19 protein-coding genes are annotated in these 20,858 nt (G+C 31.5%); 6 read left to right on the top strand and 13 right to left on the bottom strand.

From position 1 onward, the window contains the following. Positions 1-49: 49 nt before the first annotated feature. The 7 genes from BDW25_RS04565 to BDW25_RS04530 form a co-directional block, all read right to left on the bottom strand. Complete coding sequence (locus BDW25_RS04565) at positions 50-1,864, bottom strand: polysaccharide biosynthesis protein (RefSeq protein ID WP_133944930.1); 1,815 nt, start codon at positions 1,862-1,864, stop codon at positions 50-52. A gap of 33 nt (positions 1,865-1,897) precedes the next feature. Beyond that, complete coding sequence (locus BDW25_RS04560; protein WP_054105672.1) at positions 1,898-2,665, bottom strand: tyrosine-protein phosphatase; 768 nt, start codon at positions 2,663-2,665, stop codon at positions 1,898-1,900. Further along, entirely contained in the window at positions 2,662-3,369 is a 708-nt protein-coding gene (locus BDW25_RS04555) for a polysaccharide biosynthesis tyrosine autokinase (RefSeq protein ID WP_133944928.1), read from the bottom strand. The genes BDW25_RS04560 and BDW25_RS04555 overlap by 4 nt, the downstream gene beginning before the upstream one ends. Before the next feature lie 16 nt (positions 3,370-3,385). Next, positions 3,386-4,057: a Wzz/FepE/Etk N-terminal domain-containing protein gene (locus BDW25_RS04550; RefSeq protein WP_002488247.1), complete on the bottom strand. Its 672-nt coding sequence runs from the start codon at positions 4,055-4,057 to the stop codon at positions 3,386-3,388. A gap of 375 nt (positions 4,058-4,432) precedes the next feature. Continuing rightward, positions 4,433-4,534, bottom strand: coding sequence for an SE2200 family small protein (locus tag BDW25_RS04545; protein ID WP_017175470.1), 102 nt, complete (start codon positions 4,532-4,534; stop codon positions 4,433-4,435). 436 nt (positions 4,535-4,970) lie between these two features. After that, positions 4,971-5,588, bottom strand: a complete 618-nt coding sequence (locus BDW25_RS04535) for a DUF1361 domain-containing protein (protein ID WP_002449400.1) — start codon at positions 5,586-5,588, stop codon at positions 4,971-4,973. A 464-nt stretch (positions 5,589-6,052) separates the two neighbouring features. After that, a complete protein-coding gene (locus BDW25_RS04530; RefSeq protein ID WP_002454748.1) occupies positions 6,053-6,508 on the bottom strand; it encodes a MarR family winged helix-turn-helix transcriptional regulator in 456 nt (151 codons plus the stop codon). Between the two features lie 147 nt (positions 6,509-6,655). Between BDW25_RS04530 and BDW25_RS04525 the strand changes: the two genes are divergently transcribed. Together BDW25_RS04525 and BDW25_RS04520 are read left to right on the top strand one after the other, a co-directional pair. Then, positions 6,656-8,296: an alpha-keto acid decarboxylase family protein gene (locus tag BDW25_RS04525; RefSeq protein WP_133944926.1), complete on the top strand. Its 1,641-nt coding sequence runs from the start codon at positions 6,656-6,658 to the stop codon at positions 8,294-8,296. A gap of 221 nt (positions 8,297-8,517) precedes the next feature. Further along, the gene (locus BDW25_RS04520) at positions 8,518-8,925 is read left to right on the top strand and encodes a serine O-acetyltransferase (protein WP_049334853.1); all 408 of its coding nucleotides are present in this window, start codon (positions 8,518-8,520) and stop codon (positions 8,923-8,925) included. A 48-nt stretch (positions 8,926-8,973) separates the two neighbouring features. Here BDW25_RS04520 and BDW25_RS04515 read toward each other — a convergent pair whose 3' ends face one another. Continuing rightward, positions 8,974-10,116 (bottom strand): CapA family protein, encoded by a 1,143-nt coding sequence (locus tag BDW25_RS04515; RefSeq protein ID WP_049437053.1) that lies wholly within the window; start codon positions 10,114-10,116, stop codon positions 8,974-8,976. A 248-nt stretch (positions 10,117-10,364) separates the two neighbouring features. Here BDW25_RS04515 and BDW25_RS04510 point away from each other — a divergent pair, with 248 nt between their 5' ends. After that, positions 10,365-10,493 (top strand): magnetosome magnetite crystal formation protein family, encoded by a 129-nt coding sequence (locus tag BDW25_RS04510; RefSeq protein ID WP_002488300.1) that lies wholly within the window; start codon positions 10,365-10,367, stop codon positions 10,491-10,493. Between the two features lie 45 nt (positions 10,494-10,538). Here BDW25_RS04510 and BDW25_RS04505 read toward each other — a convergent pair whose 3' ends face one another. From BDW25_RS04505 to isaB (BDW25_RS04495), 3 genes are all read right to left on the bottom strand, one after another. Then, entirely contained in the window at positions 10,539-11,300 is a 762-nt protein-coding gene (locus tag BDW25_RS04505; RefSeq protein ID WP_133944924.1) for an alpha/beta hydrolase, read from the bottom strand. A 136-nt stretch (positions 11,301-11,436) separates the two neighbouring features. Next, on the bottom strand, positions 11,437-12,672 hold the full coding sequence (gene arcA / locus BDW25_RS04500; RefSeq protein WP_133944922.1) for an arginine deiminase: 1,236 nt from the start codon (positions 12,670-12,672) through the stop codon (positions 11,437-11,439). Positions 12,673-12,944: 272 nt separating this feature from the next. After that, a complete protein-coding gene (isaB, locus tag BDW25_RS04495) occupies positions 12,945-13,469 on the bottom strand; it encodes an immunodominant staphylococcal antigen IsaB family protein (RefSeq protein ID WP_002449354.1) in 525 nt (174 codons plus the stop codon). A 331-nt stretch (positions 13,470-13,800) separates the two neighbouring features. On the opposite strand from isaB (BDW25_RS04495), the gene BDW25_RS04490 reads away from it, so the two are divergent. Next, positions 13,801-14,199, top strand: coding sequence for a YolD-like family protein (locus tag BDW25_RS04490; protein WP_049418024.1), 399 nt, complete (start codon positions 13,801-13,803; stop codon positions 14,197-14,199). Positions 14,200-14,244: 45 nt separating this feature from the next. Here BDW25_RS04490 and isaB (BDW25_RS04485) read toward each other — a convergent pair whose 3' ends face one another. Continuing rightward, a complete protein-coding gene (gene isaB, locus BDW25_RS04485; protein WP_133944920.1) occupies positions 14,245-14,766 on the bottom strand; it encodes an immunodominant staphylococcal antigen IsaB family protein in 522 nt (173 codons plus the stop codon). Between the two features lie 202 nt (positions 14,767-14,968). On the opposite strand from isaB (BDW25_RS04485), the gene BDW25_RS04480 reads away from it, so the two are divergent. Further along, on the top strand, positions 14,969-15,475 hold the full coding sequence (locus BDW25_RS04480) for a hypothetical protein (RefSeq protein WP_133944918.1): 507 nt from the start codon (positions 14,969-14,971) through the stop codon (positions 15,473-15,475). A gap of 55 nt (positions 15,476-15,530) precedes the next feature. On the opposite strand, the gene BDW25_RS04475 is transcribed toward BDW25_RS04480, so the two are convergent. Then, on the bottom strand, positions 15,531-18,359 hold the full coding sequence (locus BDW25_RS04475) for a YhgE/Pip domain-containing protein (protein WP_049437045.1): 2,829 nt from the start codon (positions 18,357-18,359) through the stop codon (positions 15,531-15,533). A gap of 264 nt (positions 18,360-18,623) precedes the next feature. Here BDW25_RS04475 and BDW25_RS04470 point away from each other — a divergent pair, with 264 nt between their 5' ends. Next, on the top strand, positions 18,624-20,825 hold the full coding sequence (locus tag BDW25_RS04470; protein ID WP_133944916.1) for an amidase domain-containing protein: 2,202 nt from the start codon (positions 18,624-18,626) through the stop codon (positions 20,823-20,825). Positions 20,826-20,858 lie beyond the last annotated feature (33 nt).

Raw genomic sequence — 20,858 nt, 5'->3', positions numbered from 1 at the left:
CAATATTTTATTTATTACATTTTGTTTAAAAATCATTATCTCTCCTCTTTCACGCTTTAGTAACTTTATCATTAGCTATATCAATAATCTTTTGTTGCGAGAAATGATGATTTAAATCTTCAACTATTTCATCTACTTGTTCTTTATTGTGATGTTTTACACGCCCTCGATATATTTTTTCATATACTTGTTCCGGATGTATTTCATCTTCATTTAACAGTTCCTCATACAGTTTTTCACCTGGACGAATTCCTGAAAATTTAATTCCAATTTCATCTTCAGTTTTTCCACTTAACTTAATTAGATTACGTGCTAAATCAACAATTTTAACAGGTTCTCCCATATCAAGCACGAAGACTTCTCCACCTTGTGCTAAAGCACCCGCTTGTAATACTAATCGTGATGCCTCAGGAATCGTCATAAAGTAACGGGTCATATCTGGATGAGTCACTGTGACAGGTCCTCCAGCTGCAATTTGTTTTTTAAATAATGGAATGACAGATCCTCTTGAGCCTAAAACATTTCCAAATCGAACAGCTACAAAATCAGTCTTACTATTTTCATCGTTGAGACTTTGTACGACCATTTCAGCCATACGTTTAGATGCACCCATGACATTAGGTGGGTTAACCGCTTTATCTGTTGAAATCATGACAAATTTTCTCACACCAGCTTTTTTAGCTGCTGTTGCCACATTTCTTGTTCCAAGTACATTGTTTTTGAATGCTTCGGTAGGATTATATTCCATAAGTGGTACATGTTTATGCGCAGCTGCATGATAAATCGCATATGGATAATACTTATCAACAATATCTTGAATCCGTTCTCCATCTTGTACATCTGCAATGACTGGAATAATTTCAATTTTATCTTTATACAATTTCGTTAATTCTTGATGAATTAAATAAATACTATTTTCGCCGTGTCCAAGTAATATCATTCTTTCTGGTTCAAATTTACATACTTGTCGACAAATTTCAGAACCAATAGATCCTCCGGCTCCAGTGACTAATATTGTTTTATGCGTTAGTTCTTTTGAAATCATGGCCATATCTAACTCTACTGGTTCTCTTCCTAGTAAATCTTCAACTTCTACACGTTTTAATTGGTTAACCTCTAATTCTCCAGATAATACAGACTCTATACTTGGCATTTTGAAGATATCAATCCCAGTACTGTTACATAGATCAGTAATTTCTTTCAATCTAGCTGGTGAAAGCGTAGGTATAGCAATGATAATTCTTTTAATTCGATACTTTTCTACTAGATTAGGAATATCTTTAATTGTGCCCTGGACTTTAACTCCTCCAGTAATAGCTAAATTACGCTTTTGTGGATCATCATCTACTGCTAAAACAGGTTCTAATCCCATATCTGGGCTTCGTAACATTTGTCTTATTAATAGTGATCCTCCGCGACCTGCGCCTACAATCAGTGTTGGTTTTTTCTTTTTCCGTTTTCCTACTAAAAAACCACGCCCAATTCTCCATGAAATTCTTGATCCTCCTATAAGAATCAGATGCATCATCCATGTAATTAAATACAATCTAAAAAATGGTGGATGTCCTGTAAAAAGAGGTACAATAATTATTGTTGAAATAATAGAACACGTTACCGCTTCAACAATAATCAATAATTCATTCACGCTCGCATATTCCCAAGCACGATGATAAAGGTTAAATATGTATGCAAATACATGATGTGAAATCAGTAATATAATTGAAGTGAATATTAAAATTTTCTTTGAATAGCCTTCAAAATATGGCTCTAATATGCTGTAACAAATAAATACAGACAGGGTTACAATAATTGAATCTATAATAATTAAAATTAAAAGCCGTCCTCTTGCACTTAATTTATCCAACTTAACTCTCCTCACTTAGAATGTGAAATTTGATTAAAATAAATTAAAAAGTTTTTTCTGTGTATATTCTTGAGTTGGCTGTTTTTTTGGTACATCTTCATTATCTATAATAAATTTCGCATTATTCATTAAATTATGAATTTCTTCATGATATTTTTTTAACTTTCTTTCTTCAAATAGACGATTCATAATGAAAGGTCTTTTTTCCACATGGTGTGCATCTGAGGCAACAAAATGTGTTAAGTTATTTTCAATCATATCTATACATTTTTTTTGCGTCTTCTTCCCATGATGTCCCATTAGTGAAGCCGTTGTTAACTGACTTAACGCGCCTGCATTGATTAATTCATAAAGGACATCTAAATTGGTACTAATTTCTTTATTTCGTTCTGGATGTGCAATGATTGGCACATAGCCTTTCGATTGTAATTCAAAGAATAAACGACCTGTATAATGTGGGACATGTCCGGATGGTAATTCGATTAATAAGTACTTAGAATGATTAAGACCAATAATTTGCTTGTTCTCTAATTGATGTAAAATTTGGTCACTAATTCTTATCTCTTGTCCAGGATAGATATTAATTCCTATATCTTTAAATTCATCGATACTCAATACTTCATCCATTTTAGGTACGATGTCTTCATAATAATTATCAAATTGTGGACTTAAATGATGAGGAGTAGCAATAATATCTGTAATCCCCTCACCTTTAGCTTGTTTCAACAATGAAATCGTCTCTTCTTTACTCTTTGATCCATCATCTAAACCAATAAGAATATGATTATGTATATCTATCATGATTTAGAATCCTCTCCATAATAATAATAATAATTAGAAGATTTTTCTTGAGCGGTTTTATTTAAAATTGCACCAATAACGTGTCCGTCTGCCTGTTCAACGAGTTGTTTAGCCTTTTTAACTTCATTTCGATTGTTTTTCTGAGCATCAATAATTAACACACAATTTGGCACATATTGTAAAAATACTTGTGCATCTGTAACAGAAATGATTGGTGGCGTATCAATTAAAATAAAATCGTATTCCTTTTGTAAATGTTCAAAAATCTTTTTAAACCTTTCAGAAGCTATTAACTCCGAAGGATTTGGTGGAATAGGGCCAGATGTCAATAAATCTAAATTCTTCACCCTTGTTGATCGAATTGATTTATCATAATCTGAGTTGCCAATAATTAAATTTGATAACCCATCATAATTTGACTCTTGAAAGTGATAATGTTGCGTAGGTTTACGCATATCTCCATCGATAATTAATGTTTTATATCCCGCTTGCGCATAAGTAATCGCAATATTTGCAGACACAATACTTTTCCCAGCTGCTGGTTTTTCAGAAGTAATCAGCACACTTTTTATTTCTTCAGCATTTGAGAACATAATATTGGAACGTACTCCTCTTAATTTTTCACTGACAATCGACCTTGGTTTATCTTCAACGTATAGTGGAGTCTCTAAAGGTTTTCTTTTTTCTGCTTTTCGCTTGGCCATAAAATTTTCTGTCTCCTTACTTTAATTTTGGAATAGAACCTAATACAGGAACATTTAATTCTCTTTCTACATCTTCTTCTGACTTAATACGTTTATCCAACATTTCTTTCAAAGCAATTATGAATATTGCCAATACTAATCCAACAAATAATCCAATAATTAAATTTACAGATGTTTTAGGTGAAACTTTTTCAGCAGTACCATTTGCTGTTGATAAAATTGAAACATTATCCACATTCATAATGTGTGGCATATCATCTTTAAAGACATTTGCAACCTTATTTGCTATATCCTCAGATTCTTTTTTATTATGATCAGTAACATTAATGTTTAATATTTGAGAATTCGCTTGTGTTTTGACATTGACCATCTTATTTAATTCTTCACTAGAATATTTATTATAATCTTTTGAAACTTTATCTAAGATACGTGGACTTTTTAAAATTTCTGCATATGTATTAACTAATTGAATGTTACCTTGGACTTCTTGTACTCCAACGTTTTTCGCTTCCTTTTTTTGATTCACTAATACTTGCGTTGAAGCTTGGTATTGAGGCTTAAGTACAAAAAATGTTAATACTACGCTTAATAATAGAAAAATAATAGGTAATAAAATAAGTAACCATAAATTTTTCTTTATTATTTGTAATATTCTTGTAAATTCAATTGTGTTTTCTGTGTTTTCCATATTACCCTCCATTTTTTTATTTCAGTAATCATTTTATATTTTTAAAAAACATTTTACAATATTATACAAAAATATATTTCATTTTTTTACAATATTTTATAAAATAAATCATTACATTCCATATTATAACTTTTAATATAAATAAATATTTAAAGTAATGTAAATATCATGTAAACTATTGTATTTTATTTGACAATTAAATTTATTATATAATAATGTGTAGACATTATTTGTCTTTAAGAATTATTTAATTATATCTGCGTTGGATAAATTGTATTCAGCTATATTAATTTAAATTTAATAATTTTCATGTGTATTTAAGACATATAAAAAGCCAAGAGATTTTCATTTAAGAAAACCTCTTGGCTTCATTTATTAATATTCAATATTTGGCATTTCGTTTACTTTATTTTGATATTTTTTGAAAGCAATATAGCCTACAAAACCAATAATAGTTGTAACTAAAAGTTTTTTCATTATTGTCACTCCTTTTAATTTTTAGCGTACATTAGATTTGTTTTGTCAAAAAACAAGTCTATACTAAATCTATTATACACTCATTTGGTATTATTTTTAAAGTCAATCGAACGAATTGCGTTATATTTATGTCATTTTAGAGAATGTATTGACAATAATATTTAATTTTTCATCACAAATAAACAAATATATATCGCAACAAACTCTAAGAAAGTAAAAAGATAAATATATTTTAAATTCAGCTTTTCTTTAAGTGGTACCTCCCAATGTGGATACTTACGTTCATAATATACATTTTGAACAAAAAACAATCCTAAACCTAATGGTACATAAGTAATCATATTTTTATACTTTGAATCTAACTCTATGTCACTAAGAAAATGCTTAATTATTACTTGTAATATAATCACAATGACTAAGAGGAGTAGTATGCGAATCATTTTATTAATCGTACTCCTTTCACAAATAATATAAGAATGGCTTGTAATAATACCATAAGCATAATAAAAATAACACTTTTTAAATCGATGGCATCAAACACTTGATGCGTAATCGTTAATGGTCGTGTAATCAGATAAACTGTATGGAATCTTAAAAAACGTCCAACATATATGCCTATCCCATTTAGAAACATTAAACTCAGTACTAAGCATCGATTAAGCCATATATTAGAAGTAAAATGTTCTAAGCTGATAAATATAAAGATCATACAATAGATTGCAAAAAAGACACCTGCCAGTAAATACGCAAACGCAAACCATTCAATTAAATTTAAACTGACTAAGAAATTGAATTTAAAATTATTAAGATGGATTAAGTCTGTAACCATATAGAACGTATTGGGAACTAATAGTATAAAAATAAGTGCAAATACAATAAATAAAGGCCACTCTTTAGTTTCCTTTGGCTTAAATAACTTTAAAAGCAAGCAAAGCTCTAGAGGAATATAGGCTAAGAATAGATTTAATGTCATAAAGTTAAGTATTCGCGGTACAAACAATGAAATAATAAAAAGCACTATAAAATAAATTCTTGCGATATAACGTGGTGCCACATTCTACACTACTTTCTTTCTATAAATGAAATAAGGTTAGAAAATTAAAACGCTAACATGTGATATCTTAATATTCTACTTTACTCTAACCTCTTCTATATTAAAACATATACGTTCGAATTGCATTATTTATGGCTATCGCAGAATAATCCATTGTTGATGTCCAATTTTTTCATTTTTTACGTGCTTTTAATAAATAACCGTTATGAGTGAAAAATATTTATTAACAGTCTAGTGTTAATTCTAATTGAACACCTTAACATTTTATATTGTAATCTACAATATTATTTGATTTCATTACTGTTGAATATCCTATCGTACGTTGTACATTAAATGTAAATATCTTTAATACTTTTGAAATAAGTTAAATTAACTTTTCATTGTTATTGATCATAGACAGTATATTTTCTCCTTAAAATTGTATAGAAACAGCTGAACTGTCGATCTACGTCAGTTCAGCTGTTTTAAGATTCTTTTTCATCCTTTAAATGTTTAATATCTTGAAACCCTTCTCGATAATTCGATAATTCTTCCATAATCGCATACCAATCTTTTCCAACTTTTTGGAACGTTTGTTGCATTAATTTATCTTGTGCTTTATTTAATTTCTCTACTAATTTACTTCCTTTAGGTGTTGGAAATAATTGTTTTACTCTGCGATCTTCTTCAGATTGTTGTTCGATAATTAATGCCTCTTCTTTTAACTTTTTCAACGTTGCGTGAGACCCTTGCTTTGATATTTCTAACGTGTTTAGTAACTGCTTAATCGTAATACCAGGCAATTTATTAATAAAAAATAAAAAGCGATGATGTTGTCGACTCATACCATATTTTTCAATAATTTCATCTGCAGTCGTCACAAACGTTTTATAAGCGAAATAAAATAGCATGTGCTCATAATCATTTTTATTTCGATCCATATTCATTCGTTCCTTTTCAAAGTCATTATTAATCATTATAGTAAATTTTCTAACGATTTTCACCAAAAGGTCAATAATGTTGACTTTATTTATAACCAGGCTTATCCTATATATGTAAACAAAAGCAATATAAAGGTGGATTTGAATATGAAACAACGTGTAGGACAATATTTAATGGATGCAGTACATGAAGCAGGAGTCAATAAAATATTTGGTGTGCCAGGAGATTTTAACCTAGCATTTTTAGATGACATCGTAAGTCACGAAGGCGTTGAATGGGTTGGAACAACGAATGAACTAAATGGCGCTTATACCGCTGATGGTTACGCACGTATGAACGGACTAGGCGTACTCGTAACAACATTTGGTGTTGGAGAATTAAGTGCCGTCAATGGTATTGCAGGCTCATATGCAGAACGTGTTCCAGTCATTGCTATCACAGGCGCACCAACAAGAGCTGTTGAAAAGGCAGGCAAATATGTGCATCACTCTTTAGGTGAAGGACGCTTTGATAGCTATCGACACATGTTTGAACCGATTACAACAGCACAAGCCTATATCACGCCTGAAAATGCAACAACTGAAATCCCTAGAGTAATCAATGCAGCGCTTCAAGAACGTCGTCCAGTACACATTCACTTACCTATTGATGTGGCTATGTCAGACATTGAGGTTGAACAACCATTCAAAGTTGAAAACGCACCTCAACAAGATGTAACTCAATATATAGATATGGTGGCTGATAAATTACGTTCAGCTCAACAACCATTAATTATTGCAGGTCATGAAATCAATAGTTTTCATCTACATGATAAATTAGAACAATTTGTCAATAAAACGAATATTCCAGTTGTTCAATTATCGTTAGGTAAAGGAGCATTTAATGAAGAAAACCCACACTATATGGGTATTTATGATGGGGAAATTGCTAAAGATGACATTAAAGACTATGTCGATCATAGCGATGCTATTTTAAATATTGGTGCCAAATTAACTGACTCAGCTACTGCAGGCTTTTCATATCAATTTGATATTAACGAAGTGGTCATGATTAACCATCGCCTATTCAAATTAAACGATACGATTGATACAGAAATTGCATTGCCTGAATTCTTAGAAGCGTTAAATACGATAGATTATACAAATAAATCTTCATTTCCTTCTTACCAACAACCAGAATCAAATGACTATGAATTAACTGATGATATGTTAACTCAAGATATTTACTTTAAAATGATGCAAGACTTTATTGGTGGCGATGATATATTAATCGCAGAACAGGGAACATCCTTCTTTGGGGCTTACAGTTTAAATTTACCTAAAAATATGTCATTTATTGGTCAACCTTTATGGGGTTCAATTGGTTACACATTACCAGCTACATTAGGTTCCCAATTAGCTAACCCATACCGTCGTAATATCTTATTAATTGGTGATGGGTCATTCCAATTAACTGTTCAAGAATTATCAACAATGATTCGCCAAGATATTAAACCTGTGATGTTCTTAATTAATAATGATGGTTATACTGTTGAACGTCTCATTCATGGTATGGAAGAGCCCTATAATGATATCAACATGTGGGATTACAAAGCATTACCAAACGTATTTGGTGGAGATAGCGTGAAAGTCCATGATGTTAAGACTTCAAAAGATTTAAAGGCTGTCTTCGATGAAATAAACGAAGATCAAGAACACATGCACTTCACTGAAGTCACAATGAAATGGGATGACGCACCTCAAACACTACGTGATATCTCTAAATCATTCGCTAATCAAAACAAATAATGGATATTGGGAGAACAATTAAATAAATTGAAAGCTACTATGCATGTCAATAGTTAAACACATAGTAGCTTTATTTAATAAGTTCTATTATAAATATTTTAAATAAAAATTAAATTTCACGTGTTTAATTTTTATTCAAACTCTTTTTTTAATTATTGATTATTTTGGAAAATTTATTTATTATTTACATAAAGTAGAGGAGGTCGTAGACTGTGTCTTTAATGAATAAATCTATTTTTCTAATGACTAAGCTTCAAAAACATAATATTCCAGTTATTCCTAGACTTATGCAACAAATGAATCGTTTAATTTTTGCTACTGATGTTCCTAGAACAGTTAAAATTGGTAAAGGAACAAAATTTGCACATAGTGGTTTAGGATGTGTAATACATGAGAGGGCTATAATTGGGGATAATTGTAAAATTCTTCAAAACGTTACAATTGGTGGACGTAGTAAACATGGTACTCCTGTAATTGGTAATAACGTACTTATAGGAGCTGGAGCCACAATATTAGGTGGCATAACAATAGGTAATAACGTTAAAATTGGTGCTCAAGCTTTAGTAATGGAAGATGTTCAAGATAATCAAACAATTGTCGCACAAAAAGGGACAATTTTGAATAAATGAGTTAAAGGCGACTATATATGTCATTAATACATATTTAGTCGCTCTTTTTTATAAACTTTTTTCATTTAAAAATTTATTATCGATAACATCTTTTGTAATATCCTGTAAATGTTTGACATTCCATTCACTGTCTGAATCATACTGTAGTCCATGTTTCTGTGCTAATTGTGATGTGTAATCATCAAGATTATAAATTTTAAAATGTTGTCGTGTTTGTTTATTGGTAGGACGTGCTTGTTCGTAATGATTGACCATGCTTGTCCATTTAACATTCCCTATATGTACACCTTTAGGTTCTTTTACTACATCGAAGTTTATCCTTCCTAACAATTGATTATTTTCATCTCCACTATACTGTCCATTTAAAAAATTACCTAAAGAATACGCTACCAACGTTTTATGATGATGATTTTTTGCTTTAACCCACTTTACTGGTTGAATCACATGTGGATGCGTACCAATGACGACGTCTACACCTTCATTTGCAAACAATTGAGCATATTTCTTCTGTGTCTTATTTGGTTTATGATGATTTTCATTTCCCCAGTGTGCCGACACCATGACTACGTCGCTTTGTTGTTTTGCTTTTCGTATATCCTGTTTAATAGTAGCTTCGTCAAACGTTTTTACTGTATATGGATCGTTTGAGACCATATCATTTGTTCCATACGTGTAACTTAATACACTAATTTTTACACCATTTTTAGAAATAGTATGTATACGATTCGCCTCTTTTTTCGAATTGTATATTCCTGTAAACAATACTTCATTATCAAATTTTTTCCAAGTCTGTATATGATTTGTAATTCCTTGATTTCCTTGATCTAAGGAGTGATTATTTGCACCATTAATCACATCGAAACCAGTTACAACAATGTCACCTGCTACTTGACTAGGCGTGTTGAATCGTTTAAATCCTGAAAATGGAATATCATCTCCACCAAGCGGAGACTCTTGATTTACAAAAGCTAGATCAGGTGTAGTTATATCGTTCTTTATATTAGAATACATTGGTTTAAAATTAAATGAGCCATCAGAACGTTGTGCATCATTATAGACAACAGGATGAATTAAATTATCTCCCACTGCCACAACTGATAATTTCTCACTGTTATCTTCAGCAAGAGCCATACCACATATCAGTGAAAATACTAGAAAAATAACGACTGAAGTGATGTAATATCTGTACACTAAACTTACGCTCCTTATTAATTTAGAGTAGCTTCTTTTATATTCACGAAAAACCTAAAATAATTAATACTTGTCATTATTTTAAGATACTCAAAATAATAACTCAAATTAGTTTATGAATTAATAAATAAGAAATAGAAAAAGTATCTATTTCTTATTTTTGGTTATCTATTATTACCAGATGTATCAACATGTTTGATGGGTTGATCGATGGCATTCGCTAATTTGAAAGTTTAGTTTTAACTGTAGTGTTAATTGGTTACTTAACTTTATTCGTTGTAGGTATTGCTGGTTTTGTCTATACTATTTTAGCTATTCTTGCAATGAATAAAGACGAAGATTATGTCGTACCTTTAACTATTGAAATTATTAAATAAATAAAAAAATATCCCTCTGTGAATATCTCACAAAGGGATATTTTTTTATTTCTCTACTAACCATTCAATGGTACGTTCAATTGCTTTGTCCCAAAAAGCATAATCATGTTCCCCAGGTCCTTCTTCATATTTATAATTGATAGCTTTTTCATCTAAATATTTCATAAATCGTTGATTATCATCATATAAGAAGTCTTCTGTGCCACATTGAATAAAGAGTTCTGGAAGTGTTGCGCCTTTATCAACCGCTTCATCCACTAAATGATAAGTATCTAACTCTGTACCTTTAACTTTTAAAGCTTCACCGGCAATGGCTTTGGGATCAAAGTCATTCCACTCAATATCGAGTAATGATTTTACATCAAATACTGCTGATAATGGCGCTGCTTTAGAAAATAAATGGCTTTGAGTTAAAGCAAATTTCATGGTTCCGTACCCCCCCATTGAATGACCTGCAATAAAATTATCTTCTCTTTTTTTAGATACTGGTAACACTTGATGTGCATAATTGTAAATTTCTAATATATAGTCATAGTAGCTATGACCAAAAGCCATATTTGCATAACCACTGTGATCTGCATTCGGCATAATCACTGCCAACTGATGTGCTTCTGCATAACGTTCGATACTTGTGAAACGCATATACGATGTCGCATCACTTGATAAACCATGTAATAGTAATAACATTTTCAAAGGTTTTACAGGTTCATGTTGTTTAAAAAAGCTATCGTCTTCTGGAACGATGGCTGTAAACGATTGATTCATCCCAATCGTAGGTGATTTATAATTAATAGTCATAAATGCCATATTGTTTCGTCCTTCCAATTTATAAGTATGATATCTATTTTACACTTTTTGTAGACTAATGGAATATTTTTTAATATAAAAAAACGCTAGCCAAATAACTAGCGTTTTTGACTATAAATTGTTTCACGTGAAAACATTATATATCTTCTCTAAATAAAGGTTGACTCATACATCTTGGACCTCCACGACCACGTACTAATTCACTACCTTTAATTTCAATCACTTTAATACCTTTATCACGTAATAATTGATTAGAGACATAGTTTCTATCGTATGTCACCACAACGCCTGGACGAATACATAATGTATTAGACCCATCGTTCCACTGTTCTCTAGCACCGTCTATGACATCTCCATTGCCAGTAGGTATAAATTCTACGTTATCTACACCTAATACATTGGCTAACGTTTCTCGTAGCTGTCTAGAGTGTGTAATTTTAATATCATCTTTCATTTCATCTTGCTCAATTGTAAAGATATTCATGTGATTCTCTTCTTTAAAAATAGCTGCATGCACTGTAAATTTGTCATAATCAATCATTGTAAATACAGTATCTAGATGCATAAATGTACGACTATTGGGTATTTCAATCGCAAGTACTTTTTTAAATGTAGTATAGCCGTCTTTAAATATATTTCTTGCTAGTCGCTCAATGGCTTCAGCTGATGTACGTTCTGAAATACCGATAGCTAATACATCTTTAGAAAGCACAAGCTCGTCTCCTCCTTCGATGTTAAACGGTGATGTACGATCAAGCCATACCGGTATATCTGCATCTTTAAAACGTGGATGATATTTTAGAATATATGTCATAAAAATAGATTCACGACGTCTTGCACGCCAGTACATGCGATTAATTGACATCCCTCTACCTATTGAGGATTGTGGATCACGTGTAAAATATAGATTGGGCATTGGATCTAAATAAAAGGGATAACGATCATCTAAATATTCAACGAGATGTGTTGTTTCAAGTTGAATTTCTTCTTTTCTTATACCTGCCATTACTTTTTCAATCAGTGCTTGATTGGATAGCTTTGAAAAATAATCTTTAATTTCTTTCTCATGACCTAAAATTGTTTTTTGAGATTCTGATAAAATATCATCAATAAATTGCTGTCTTATATCTTCATTTTCAATCGCTTCAGCAGCAAGTTGTTCTAGATAAACGACTTCTACCCCTTCACTTCTAAGTGTTTCTGCAAATTGATCATGCTCTTCTTGTGCCACTTTTAAATACGGAATATCATCGAATAATAGTCCACTTAAATGGTCAGGCACTAAATTTTCTAATTCTTTACCTGGACGTTTTAAGAGTACTGTTTTTAATGTACCGATTTCATTATTAACTTGAATTGGCCCCTTTGTCATTTGTATTCCTCCTTCAAGTAAATGGTATATTGATATGTCATTATCATGGAGTAGCGGTTCAAAATATACATTTCATGTATATAATTCTATCGTAGCATTAAATGTTAATTTCCAATAATAAAATCTTTTAATTATTGATTAAAAGAGGATTTTAAAATTTCAAGAGGATTTTAAAATTTCAACTTGAAATAGCTTTATATAATCATTTAATATTTATTCGCCTATGTGTATAAAAAATGATTGAAGCGAATACGTTCACTTCAATCACCCATTTAATTCATTGCTTGTTGTACTGTACTATAGCCTAATACGACTCTATCTACTTTACCTTTATTAACATCAAACCAAACTGTCATACCATTTTGTTTAGGTTGATAGTAATAAATACCTGTTGTGTTGTTGTTATCATTATCAATTTTTTGTAGCTCTTTACTATATACTTTTTTAAGTTGTGTTAATGAAAGTTGACCTTTGACTTCCATATCTAATAACGAGGCAGTTTTACCATCTTTAGATACATTTCTGAAGTATTGATCATATTTCAATACCGATTTATTAGATGTTGTCGATTTAATTTTAATGCCATTAAATTTAACATTTTCAGCTTTAATCGCATTTTTAAAATGTTTATCTAATACGAATGAAGCATTTTGACCAGCATAACCATCATAGTTGTAATATGATGACGTTGCTGCGTGGGCAGTCGGTTGTTGAACAAGTGCACCTGTGACGCTAGCACCTAATAGTGTACTAAACGCTATTGTCGTAGCTACACATACTTTTGTTATCTTTTTCATATGCGTCTTCCTCTTTCTCTTTAAACTACTCATATCATACTTCATTACTCTTATCTATACAATCTTTATAGTAATTAGCTATCTATTTAAATATTTTTTTATAAAATTGTGGTATACTATAATTAGGAGTAATAGTCCTATTCACTCCTTCACAAAATGTTATATTACATAACAATACTAGGCCACGAGTTTACTTCCCCTTTGTTAAACTTGTGGTCTTATGATATATAAATTCATTATTTTAATTTTTAAATATAAGATTTATTTATATTATAGGAAACCACTTCAATAATACGAACATATGTTCTATAATATTATCGAGGTGATTTTAATGATTCCTGATCAATACAAACATGAAACAGATTATCGTAACATTCCTAGAGAATATTTAGACGCTAATATACCACAAGGACGTGGCATGATTAAGTGGGCACCTTTTGCAGTGATGCCTGAACAGTATGAACGCATAAACGCTTTTATCAAAAATCAAAATAAAATAACAATGCCCTCTTTGTCGGATGATCAATTCAATATTCTGAATCGACGATTAATTGAAAAATATACAACGCATCAACTCGCTATGATTAGTTATTTTAGAAATGGTACGATTCATTCTATTGCAGCTTATATTAAACGTATTGATACTTTAAAGCGGTATATTACAATTAGTAATGAAAATGGCTCACAAACAATGCAACTCAAATTTGCAGTATTATGTCACATTGAATAATAAAAAAGAGCGGAAATTGAACTCAATTCCGCTCGTATTTATCATTTATTTACTTGTTGTGACACCTTCATACCCAATATCTACTTCTACTGTTCTTCCATGTGTGATAACAAAAGAAACAATTAATCCATCTTTCTTAGGTTGATATTCGAAAATACCACTTTTTTTATCACTTGGAGTACCCTTTACTTTTTTAAAGTCTGAGCCATACGCTTTTTTCAATTGATTATATGTCAGATCCCCTTTAACACTAAATTGAACTTTATTCGCCTTTTTGCCATCTTTACTTACACCAGTAAATGTTTGGTTATATTTTTCAAGTTTTTTATTACTATGCACTTTTTCAAATTTTATTCCATTCATTGTTACATTTCCATATTTAACTGCTTTAATAAAATGTTTATTGGTTACAAATTTTGCGTCTTTATCTACATACCCGTTATATACATAATATGGTTTTGTAGCTGCATGCGCTGTATCCTCGATTGGTAAAACAGCTGTACTTACGCCTAACATTGTCCCAAATGCTAAAGTAACTGATGCTATAGATTTAACTATTTTATTCATGATTGTCCTTCTTTCTCTAATGGATTTTTATTTCACTATTATTATCTCATACTCTTTATCTTAATTCACTGTACTTTAGATGTATCTATCATAGAATTATGTAAATAAAATGTAATATGATTTGGTTATATACATACTACCTATTTGTTGAACTTTGATTATAATAAACTAAAGAAATGAATTAAAAATGGAGGACTATCATTTGAAAAAAATATTAGCAACTATAGTCATTATATTACTTATTGTGGCATTAGGATGCTCAGTCTTTTTTGCAGCCACTCATTCTAATCAATCTAACCCAAATCAAACACAATCTACTAAAAAGAAAGATAAAAAAGAAACTACTTCTGAAAGTCATACAGTTCAATCTAATGAAACAAGTCAGTCTGACAATGGCACCACTGCGCAATCTGAGTCAACAAGTCAATCAATACAAGAACAACAACAAACGACGCAAGGTCCCTCTACTGTTCAGACTACACAGCCAAAAACAAGCGAATCATCAACTACGTCACAATCACAACATCGTTCAGAAAGTAACACATCAAAACAACCCACATCTCAAAGCACAGAAGACAAACCATCTTCAGAGCAAACATCAACTGAACAACCTTCAACAGAAGAAAAACCTTCATCGCAACAAAGTACGAAGTCTTCTACTGAAAGTCATACTAATCGTAGTAGTGAATCTAATAACAAATCTAATTAAAAATAATAGCCTGACTGATAATGATGTTTCATTATCAATCAGGCTATTTTATTTTCTATTCTGTTACTTTACTTTCTTCTACACGTTTTGCAATTTTAGTCATAATTGGATCTAAGAATGGTTTAGCAATAAATCCAATTAAGAAGAAACCAAGACCGAAGAGCCCAAATATAATTAATTTTGTAATTAAAATTTCTGGTACAATACCACCTACAACTTCACGTAAACAATCAATTAAGTACGTAAATGGTAAGTAAGGTGAAATGTTTTGGAAGAACTTAGGTAGTGTAACTACTGGGAAGGTACCGCCACCGCCTGCAATTTGTAATACTAAAAGAATGATGGCTACCGCTTTACCTGGGTTACCCAATATAGATACACACGTATAAACAATGGTATTAAACACAATTGCACCAAATAATGCAACGAGTACAAAGAGCAATGGTGATTCTACTTGCGCATGAAGTAAGAATAAGTCACCTGTTGTAACAATGAGGGTTTGTAATACACCCATCAAGATAAAGAACATTCCTTTACCAAGATATTCTTGCCGTTTCGTTAACTGATCTGCTAATTCTTCATGTTTGTTATGCACTGTTAATAAACTTACTAATAATAAGGCACCTACCCAAATGGATAATGCTGTATAGAATGGTGTCATCCCTGAACCATAATCTCTGACTGGGAAAACATCCACAGTTTTCTTATTAATTGGGTTTGCGATAACATCTGCTTGTTTTTTCAAATCATTTTTTAGACTATTAACAAGCTTATCTACTGCATCGTCATCGTCCAATTGATTGAATATATCATTAGCCTTATTTAAATCTCTTTCGATACCAGGTAATTTTGTTTGTGCAAAGTTCGCTAAATTCGCTAAAGCTTCTTTTGCTTTTGGCTGATTCTCATCTAATAAATCTACTGCATTATCATACTTATCAAATAATGTTGGTAAGTTAGCATTAACAGTAGCTGTTGCATTCGCAAGACGTTGTTCTAAATCAGGTAAATCATTACGTACAAAGTCTGCAGCTTTTGCTACATTTTTTCGTACTGTTGGGAAGTAATTTTTAGCAGTTTGAGTTGCTTCAATATATCCCGCTTCAAGTGATGGTAATTCACTTTGAAGTGTTGCAATACGAGTTTGACCATCACCTACAATGTGTTGACCTGCTTGAATCACTTGATTAATCGTATTTAATTTAGATTGCACATCTGATAATACGACTTGGCCTTCACTTAATTGTTTTGTAATATCATTAGAAACTACAAGTAAACGATTATTTAAATTATCTTTAATGTAATCTCTATAACTACCTAAACCAGAATTTAAAGCTGGCAAGCTTCTTAATACATTAATAGACTCCGCACTACCTTTACCACCACTTGATAATGCATCAATCAATTGGTTAGTAGAACGTAACGTATCATTAATACGGTTATTGGTACTTTCGATTCGTTTAATTTGTGGTGCTAAATTCACATGTTCACGTTGTTGTAATTCTTTTAATACATCAATCAATTGTTGATTGTATTTTGAAGTGTTTTCTAAACGTCCTTTAATATTTCGAAGCATGTCATTATATTCTGTTGGACGATTAGAGGCAATGACACCATACGTTATATCTCTTAATGCTTTTACATCAGATTGTGATGCCTTAGCTTGCTTATCAGCATTTGAAGATAATGCAAGTAATGCTTCAGCAAGTCCACTATTCATTGATTTAACATCTTCATTCGAAAGAATCTGACCATTAGGTAATTGATCATTATTCGAACTATTACTTAGTTTTTGAATCGTATATTGAGGCATACCGTTGTCATTAGTTGTCGCACTTTGTTGTCGTAAATTATTATTCACATTACCATTAACGGCTTGTGCTCGCCTAGTTGCCTCTTGATAATCCCCAACACGTTGTTTAGCCATACCTAAATAACCTTGTGCATCGTTAAGTTGTTGATTCGCTAAGTCTAATCCTTGACTCGCAATCTCTACCCCTCTATTAATTTTAGGGAATGTCTGAGGAATATCATCTGCTGCTACATTCACTAATTTCTGAATGTTAGGCATATATTCATTCAATGCGAGAATTAGTTTCGCTTTTTGATTTAAAGAAGGAATCGCTGCATTGACGTCATTTAATTTTTGTTGAGCATTTAAAATATCATCTTTATAGTTATCTAAATCACGGAATTGATTCGCATATTGATCAAGCTGATCTTGATGATCATTAAGATAAACAATTCTATCTGCAATTTTATTCAATTTAGGTAAAGATTGATGGGCAGCATAGACTGCATTTTTAATTTTATCGATAGTTGGTACTTCGTCTTCAATTTGAAGGCCTACTTTATTTGCTTCTTTCAATAATGCTTTCGTTACAGTAGTATTAAATTGTTTATTGGCTTCATCAACAATAATTGTCGAACCGGTATCAGTCATTTTAGGGGCGACAGCATTAATTTTTTGGTTCACTTTATATGTAATATCTGCTTTTTCCGGATGTTTACGAAGTGTTCCCGTAATTTGATGTGTAAATTTCTTAGGTATATAAATTCCTGCATAATATTTACCCATTCGTATTTCATGATCTGCTTTCTCCCGACTGACAAATTGCCAATCAAATTTATCATTGTTCTTCAATGTGTCTTCGAGCGTATTACCTACATTAATTTTCTTACCTCGAATTTTATCGCCTTGGTCTTCGTTTACAACTGCCACTTTAATATGACCTGTATTACTATATGGATCCCACATTGCCCATAAATTAAACCATGCGTAAAATGAAGGTAAAATTGCCAAACCGCCTAGAATTACCCAAGCAGCAGGTGTTTTAGCGACACGCTTTAAGTCTGTCAAAAATAGTTTAAACGCGTTCTTCATTTTCACTCTCCTAAAAATGAAATATTAAGAATTTATATCAATATGATTTAAAACATTGTTTTTTATATCGTAGAATTAGTATAATACTTTTATCACGAATGCCATAATTAGTTGACATACGTCAACAATTAAAATGGTACTCATGCATTATAGCAGAAAATAATTTTAGCGACAAAGCTAATGCTACGTTAAAATACGATAGAAATCGTCTGACTTAAGACGGATTTATAAAATATATTATACAAAAGTAAGGAGCGTTTATTGATGTCGAAGCAAAAATTCATGATATATTTGCTAACTACAACTCTGGTTTTACCAACATTTACGTCTAGTGTTGCTCAAGCTGAAGAGACTACAAAACAAACTAAAACATCTGAATCAAATAATGAGGATTCAACTTCTACATCAGAAACAACACGTACTGAAAGCAATGAAACTCCATCTTCAGAAGATTCAACTTCTGATAGCTCTGATAATAATAAAAAGCAAGACTCTCAGTCAAAAGAAAGTCAATCAGACACAGTTTCAAATGAAGATGCCGCTTCTCATTCTAAACCATCATCAACACATTCGAAAAATAATCGTTCATCTCATACTAAAGATGAAGACACGTATCATACACCATTATCTGTATTTAACATGAATGGTTCAAATCATTCATTCTCATCAAACTTTTTAGATCCTAGTCACTTTGAAAATGGCTTTAGTTTAACAAGTTTGATTTCATCTTTATTCCATTTTGATGATGATATTTCTAAATATGAACATGTTGAAAGTGATTCATCTTCATCTAATACTAATGATGACAAAAATGCAACGAATACAACTTCTTCAGATGAAGATCGTACTGAATCATCACATCAACACACAACAATTGATCCATCACCTCAAGACTCATCTGATAAGTCAAATAGTCATACCACACCATCAAATCAATCTGAGGTACTAACAGAAAATAATCAGTCAGATCAATCGTCTGAGTCATCATTTAAATATAGTAACAGTAATGACAATCATTCAACTGATGATTCTAGCGTAAGCAAAGCCTTAGATTCATTGAATCAATTAGCTTCAGATTTAAATGATTCTAATACTAATGAGTCCTCGACATCTGAAAATAGCAATCAATCAACATCACAGCAAACAACAAAAAATACAACATCTCAAACCTCTCAAGAAGAGCAAGCAACACCTAATAAAGATCGTCAACAATCAGAGGATGTACTAGATGCGCTTCTTGATAAATATAGTGATAAAGCAACACAAACACATAAAGACTATACCTCATCTAAAAAAGACAGCACATCTCAAGCATCACAAAATGAAGATTCAAAAAAAGATACATCAACAACTCAAGACCAACTAGACACAAATAAAGACAATCCGCAATTGCCAACGGAGAAACAACTAAAACATAAACAAGAAGCACCACAATCATTTGAAAATGATTTTAAACAAAGTAATACACGCGCTATAAGTTTATTCCAAAATGTACCACAATTAGATGGGAACAATGTTACTAATGGAAACATGGCAGTGGTAGAAAATAAAGCAACACGTGAATTTATTACATCTATTGCCAAAGATGCGCATAAAATTGGGCAAGATAATGATATTTATGCTTCTGTTATGATTGCGCAGGCTATTTTAGAATCAAGTTCAGGTAATAGCGCTCTTGCACAAGCACCAAACTACAATTTATTCGGTATGAAAGGTAGTTATAAAGGTGCTTCAGTTAACTTCAATACACTTGAAGCTAATAGTAATAATAATATTTTTAGTATTAATGCTAGTTTCCGTAAATATCCAAATCTTAAGGCTTCATTAAAAGATTATGCTGATTTAATCAAACATGGTATTGACGGTAATCCTACAATTTATAAATCATCTTGGAAAAATATTGCACCAAGTTATCGTTCAGCAACACGTCATTTAAGCCAAACTTATGCGACTGATCCAAACTATGCAACGAAATTAAATAGCTTAATTGAACATTACAATTTAACTGATTTTGATAAAAAACACATGCCTGATTTAGATAAATACTCAACATCAACAGGAAGTAGTGGCACAGATGTTTCAGGAAGTGCATTTAAGCCATTTTCAATTTCAGATGTTGCTTCACCGTATCCATATGGTCAATGTACTTGGTATGTGTACGAACGTGTTCAACAATTTGATAAACATGTAGGCGGTCATTGGGGCGATGCACATAACTGGGATAATAGCGCTGAAGACGCAGGGTATAATGTAAGTACAACCCCTAAAAATCATACAGCAGTTGTATTTGAAGCAGGCCAATCTGGAGCAAGTGCGTTATATGGCCACGTTGCTTTCGTTGAAAAAGTCAATGATGATGGCTCAATCATTATTTCAGAATCAAATGTAAAAGGATTGGGTATTGTATCCTATCGTCAAATTGATGCGGATACTGCCTCATCTTTACACTACATTCAACCTAAATAAATGCATAAAAAAGCCATTGAGTTTCAAAAATTT

The organism is Staphylococcus sp. AtDRG32 (assembly GCF_004365845.1).
GTDB classification, from domain to species: Bacteria; Bacillota; Bacilli; order Staphylococcales; family Staphylococcaceae; genus Staphylococcus; species Staphylococcus hominis.
The sequence above is the reverse complement of the archived record's forward strand: the minus strand, read 5'-3'. Positions and strand labels throughout refer to the sequence as shown.